The 5686-nt window shown below is 62.7% G+C and carries 2 protein-coding genes and 2 pseudogenes; all 4 read right to left on the bottom strand.

The genetic code is table 11. From position 1 onward, the window contains the following. Nucleotides 1-625: pseudogene (gene eno, locus ABJF10_RS28845) on the bottom strand (phosphopyruvate hydratase); the annotation flags it as partial. 871 nt (nucleotides 626-1496) lie between these two features. Next, nucleotides 1497-3860 carry a HEAT repeat domain-containing protein gene (locus ABJF10_RS28840; RefSeq protein ID WP_348548060.1) on the bottom strand — a complete coding sequence of 788 codons (2364 nt, stop codon included), beginning with the start codon at nucleotides 3858-3860 and terminating at the stop codon, nucleotides 1497-1499. A gap of 128 nt (nucleotides 3861-3988) precedes the next feature. Beyond that, nucleotides 3989-4882 carry a hypothetical protein gene (locus ABJF10_RS28835; protein WP_348548059.1) on the bottom strand — a complete coding sequence of 298 codons (894 nt, stop codon included), beginning with the start codon at nucleotides 4880-4882 and terminating at the stop codon, nucleotides 3989-3991. 244 nt (nucleotides 4883-5126) lie between these two features. After that, a pseudogene (locus ABJF10_RS28830) lies at nucleotides 5127-5686 on the bottom strand (hypothetical protein); the annotation flags it as partial.

The following is a 5686-nucleotide window of genomic DNA, read 5'->3' as shown; positions in this document are numbered from 1 at the left end:
CACCTTCGTCACCGACTGCGGTGGAGAGACCTTTTTTCTTCAGCACGGATTTCAAAGCGTGGAATACTTCGGTGATCGCCTGCAAACCTTCGCTGAACGTGCTGAAGCCGTGCGGCTGGATCATGAATTCCTGGAAATCAATCGGCGCGTCGGAATGCGCGCCGCCGTTGATGACGTTCGCCATCGGGACGGGCAACACCTTGGCGTTTGGTCCGCCGATGTATTTGAACAACGGCTGGTTCAGCGCGGCGGCGGCGGCCTTGGCCGTGGCGAGCGAGACGGCGAGGATGGCGTTCGCGCCGAGCTTGGCTTTGTTCGGCGTGCCATCGAGGGCGATCATCGTCTTGTCCACGCTCACCTGGTCGCAGGCATCCATACCCTGGATTTCCTTGGCGATGGATTTGTTGACGTTCGCGACCGCCTTGGTCACGCCCTTGCCACCCCAACGATCCTTCACGCCGTCGCGCAATTCCCACGCTTCATGTTCGCCGGTGCTGGCACCGCTCGGCACGATGGCGCTGCCGGTCGCGCCGCCTGCGAGCACGACATCGGCCTCGACCGTGGGATTGCCGCGGGAATCAATGACCTGGCGGGCGTGAACATCAACGATAGTGGTGAGTGACATTTTTTTTTTGGATTTACGGTTTAGGAATTGCGATGGAGCAATGCGCTGCGAAACCGTGGGGCGGGCCGGTGCGCGCAAAAGGCAGCGGGTTTCGATAAAAGGTGGCCTCTCGAATGGCAAGGCGATTCCGGTGATTCGCCGGGAGAAGTGGAAAAAACGCCGCCTTAATTTGGCTTGAGTTACCTTGATACGGCTTGATTCGCCTTGAGGAAGGCGCGGGCAGGCTTGAATTCTTCTGCCGATGGCGATCCGCCCGGTGGCCTGTTCCACGCGCTGCTGGCTCTGGGTGGATCGTGGTGGAAAAAAAGGGAGTGGGATCCGGTGGGATCGGTGGGATTCTCTCTGAAGTGAGGGTGGGAGAGGAGTGGGATTTCCGGTGGGATCTGGAGTGGGATTCCCACTGGGATTGGCTCGATGGAATGGGGCCCGATTGTGGAACATCCCTGCCGCCGCGCCTCGCAAGGAGAGATGAGCGCAAGTGCGTCCCGTGACTGCCCGCAGTGAGCCAAGTTCGCAGCGTCAGCCCGGCGCGTGGGGAAACGCGCCCTACACCCGCGGGCCACGTCGGTTCTGGCTGTCGCGAGGGTAATGAGATCGTCGGAGTTCATGCGGGGAAGTATGGCATGACACGGCGCAAAAGGTGCATGGCTCCATTGGTTCCATTGGCTCCATTGCGGAAAATTCACTCGATGCGCCTCAATTGGATTCACTGGCTGCGTACCCGGCGGGCAGCGGGGGCTCGGTTCACCGATTGCCGGGGTCGTGGTCGCTCGCAAAGCTCGCTCGACCCGGGGCTAATCTCTGTTGTCCCTTCGGGACACACTGCGAGCGGCGCTCTCGCCAGCGGCCCATGACGGTGGAGTGCGACGTGCTACTTCACTTTCCCCAATTGCGTGAGGTAGGCGAAGAGGTCGCGGACGTCTTCGGGGGAGAGGTTGTCGGTGAGACCCGCGGGCATGAGCGAGCCGATGAATTCGCGTTTCGCGATATCCGCCTGGGCGACGACGTGCTCGGCGCCGGTGGGGTCGCGCAGGGTGATCTCGTTGTCGTTGCCGGCGACGATGACGCCGATGAGTTCCTCGCCTTTTTTCGTGGTGATGCGGAAGGTCTCGAAGCTCTCCTTGATCTCGCGCTGGGGCTCGAGCACGGCGCCGATGATGAAGTCGAGCGGCTGGGCGCTGCCGATGGCGTCGAGGGCGGGACCGATCTTGCCGCCCTGGTTGCCGACTTGATGGCAGGTGAGGCAGGCGAGTTCCGGGCGATGAAAGACTTCGTCGCCGTGCTTCGCGTTGCCGTTCTTCGTCACGTCCGCGGCCATGCTGCCGAGGATGTAGGGTGAGGCGCGCACGCGGCCGTAGATGGGCACGATGGGCGTGCCCATTTGCTGGGCGACTTTCTTGGCGGGCGCGGGCTTGGGCTTCGGCTTGTCGAGCGTCTTGAGGAGCGCGTACCACGCGGGTTTCCAATCGGGCGCGCCTTTGGCGAGGACCGGCTCCCATTGGGGCTTGAGCGCGGCGGTGGCGGCGGTGAGGGCGGTGTCGATGAACTTGTCGCGCGGCTGTGAGGCGGCGCTGAAGACGACGACCATGGATTCCGGGCGCGGGATGTTTCCGGCGGCGACGATGGCGGCGAGGCGGACGCGTGGATCTTCATCGAGCGCGAGGTCGGCGAGCTTTTCCACGGCGTCGAAATTCGGCGGCAGACGATCGACCCAACGGCCGAGAGTGCCGGCGGCGTAGGCGCGTAGTTCCGGGGTCTTCGCGTTGAGCACGCGGCCGAGCAGCGTCGGTTCCGGCGAGTCCTGCCATTCGCACACGCCCAGTCCCTCGTAGAGGATGTGATCGGTGGAGGGCATGGCGGGTTCGAGACGGGGCCACCACTCGCGCAATTCGGCCATGACCTTGTCCTTCGGCAAACCACCGAGCTCCCGCTTGCTCTGCTCGCGCACGTATTTTTCCGGCGAGCGCAGGTTTTCCAGCAATTGCGCGATGGAGGCACCGGCGATGGGCGGCGGCTCGACGAGCGGGCGGCCGGTGTAACTCACGCGCCAGATGCGGCCGTGCTGCTTGTCGCGATCGGGATGGCGGAAGCTCGCCTGGTAGTGGCCGATGATGGGATTGTACCAGTCGCAGATGTAGAGCGCGCCGTCCGGGCCGAGCTTGACGTCGACGGGGCGGAAACTGCCGTGCGAGCTTTGCACCAGCGGCGGCAGCTTGGGATCGTCGCTGATCTTGAAGCCGGAGCCGTCCTGGTCGACGTGGAGCGTCCAGACGGCGTTGTTGATGTAGCCACCGGTGACGATGGAGCCCTGCCACTCGTCGGGAAATTGCGAGCTTTCGAGGAGTTCCGGGTTGCTGGTTTTGCGTCCGCGGCCTTCGGCCCAAATTGTTTCGCGGCGTCCGCCCTGGAAGCCGCGGATCATTTCCGGCAGTGCGTAATACATGTTGCCGCTGTTGCCCGCGGAGATGAGCGGCTGGCCCCAATGGGTGTAGGTCCAGCCCCAAGGATTCTGCGGATCGGCCGAGCCGCCGAAGAAGGCATCGAGGCGTTGCTCGGATGGGCGATAACGCCAGAGGCCGGCTTCATCGAGACCGACAATGCCGTAGGGCGTCTCCACGCGCGCGTGGGCGTGCAGGCCCTGGCTGAACATCAGTTCGCCGCCGGGCGACCAGCGGAAGGAATTGATGTTTTGATGATTATCCCCGGTGCCGAAGCCGCGCAGGACGACCTCGCGCTTGTCGGCGACGCCGTCGCCATCGGTGTCGGTGAGTTTCCAGAGTTTCGGGCCTTCGCCGACGTAGCAGGCGCTGGGGGAGTGCTTGGTGCTTAGTTCTGAGTTCTTAGTGGGATCAGACGTCGCGCCATCTTTACTAGGCACTGAGGACTGAGTACTAAGCACTTCTTCCGAAACAGGCGCGATTTCCAAGCCGGTGGGAATCATCAATCCGTCGGCGAAGGTGGTTACCTTGTCGGCGTAGCCGCCGTGCTTGGTGTCCTCGAGGATGAGCACTTTGTCGTTCGGCGCCGTGCCGGGGACGAGTTGAGGATAGGTGACGCTTTGGATCACCCACAAGCGGCCACGGGCGTCCCAGCGCATCTGGATGGGCTTGGCGACGCCATCGCGCTCGGAGGCCCAGAGGTGGATTTCGAAACCGGGCGGGAGTTTGAAGGAGGCGAGTTCGGCCTCCGGGGAATCGCGATCGGGCTCCGCCGCGAAGGTGGGAGGGATGGCCACGAAAAGGCACAAAAGACACAAAAGGGGCAGGTGTCGTTGGCGCGTATCGGCAGACTGTTCGCCGGATTCCGAGTTCGTCATGGGGAAGATTTTTTTGTGCATCTTGTGCCTCTTTGTGGCCATTCAATTCACTTCAGCTTGGCGGCCAGCGCGTCGATTTCCTTTTCCTTGGCTTCGATGAGCGGGAGGAATTCCTCGCGCTCGGCGGGGAACCAGCGCTTGGAAGGATCGCGCCAGTCGCGGCTGCTCGGTTGATTGGTGCGGTCGCCGGCGAGGAAAGCCCAGTTCTGCACGCGCCAGTAGTCGAACCAGAGCTTGTTCTTAGCGACGATGAGCTGGCGAAGGCGGTTGTCTGCCGCCATTTTGTCTTCTTCTCCGGCTTTGTAACTACCGGCATTCAGAACTTTCACGCGTTGGATTGCTCTCACCAATTCGTACGCAACAGCAGAATGAGCATCCTCGTTAAGATGAATACCGTCTCGCATCATCGGCCCGTCGATGATGTAGCTTTCGACGAAGCTGCGATAAGGCATGACGAAAAGGATCGATTGAGCGTTGGTAAACTGTTCGATTGCCGCTCCATACGGTGATTTAGCGTCGCAATTGGGAGAGACGATCACTACGCGCCTCTTGCCGCCATTGCGGAGGCGCTCCAAAAGTTTTTCATACGCTGCGATGAACTCCGGCAGCTTTTCTTTCCCATCGAGACTCTCCATCTGGCCGAACTGGCAGATGACGACGGTGGCGCCGATCTTGTCGAGTTGCTCTTCCCATGTGGGAAAGTTCAGGTCGCGGCGTTGTTCGTAGACGGTGTCGCCTTCCCACGCGAGGCTGCGGAAGCGCAGATGATAGTCGGGCAGAGCGCGGGTGAGGAGGAGTTCGAGGTAGCCGTATTCGCTGGCCACGACCATGTCCTCACCGCCGACCAGGGCGATGACATCGTTCTTTTTGAAAAAGGGCTCGGCGGCGTGCGCGGAGCCGAGGAGAAAGGCGACGAAGAGGCAGAGCAGGGGGAGGCGCATGGGCGGGAAGTTATCGCCGGGGACAATCCGCGAGGCGAGGAAAACGTAGGAGGGTTCCGATGTGGAGTAGTGATTCGGTATGAAATCGAGCGGCTGCCGATGCGCCGCTGGCGACTTAATGAATCAGGAAAGCAGGAAAGCAGGAAAAGGAGAGTGGGCGGAGGCGGTTCGAATGCGGTTCCTGATTCCTTGGCGATGGCCCTTGCGAAATTGGGTCACGGCCGATCACGGCGAACCGGTGCGGTCAATGCCCGCCGCAGCCACCGCCTCCACAACTGCCCCCGCCGCAACTGCTGCCGCCGCCACAGCCTCCGTGGCCTCCGCCGCAACCGTGCCCTCCGCCATGGCCGCCGTCTCCGCCGCCATGCCCGTGGCCGTGGCCGGAGTCGCCTCCACAACTGGAACCGCTACAGCCGCTGCCGCTACTACCGCCTCCACCTTTGCCGCCTTTTTTTGACGCGACGATGGCGAGGGCGATCAAGATCATGGCCCCGAAAAGGATCCAAGGCCCGGCGCCGCTGTCATTGCTGGAGGCCAGGATGATCGGGATGGCGGCGAGGCCGATGGCCGCAAAGGCGGCGCGACGGCGCGGGAAGCGCGGTTTGCGGATGATCCACGCGTCGCTGAGGCAGATGCGCTGGTAATGGCGCTGGCCGCCGAAGCGGATGGCGACGGGCGGCCAGATGTCGGCGGGTGGGCGGTGGCCGAAGAAGTGCGCGTAGCTGTCGAGGGTGCGCTCGTACCAGTTGGCGAATTTCGTGTCCTCGGCGGGGCCGCCTTTGCTCGGGCCGTGGTGGAAGGGCT

Source organism: Chthoniobacter sp. (assembly GCF_040003245.1).
Taxonomy (GTDB): domain Bacteria; phylum Verrucomicrobiota; class Verrucomicrobiia; order Chthoniobacterales; family Chthoniobacteraceae; genus Chthoniobacter.
This window is presented reverse-complemented; position numbering and strand designations above follow the sequence as displayed.

What these genes read in the sequence shown, in the direction of transcription:
- ABJF10_RS28835 (WP_348548059.1), bottom strand. Translation starts at nt 4,882, where the DNA reads ATGCGCCTCCCCCTGCTCTGCCTCTTCGTCGCCTTTCTCCTCGGCTCC.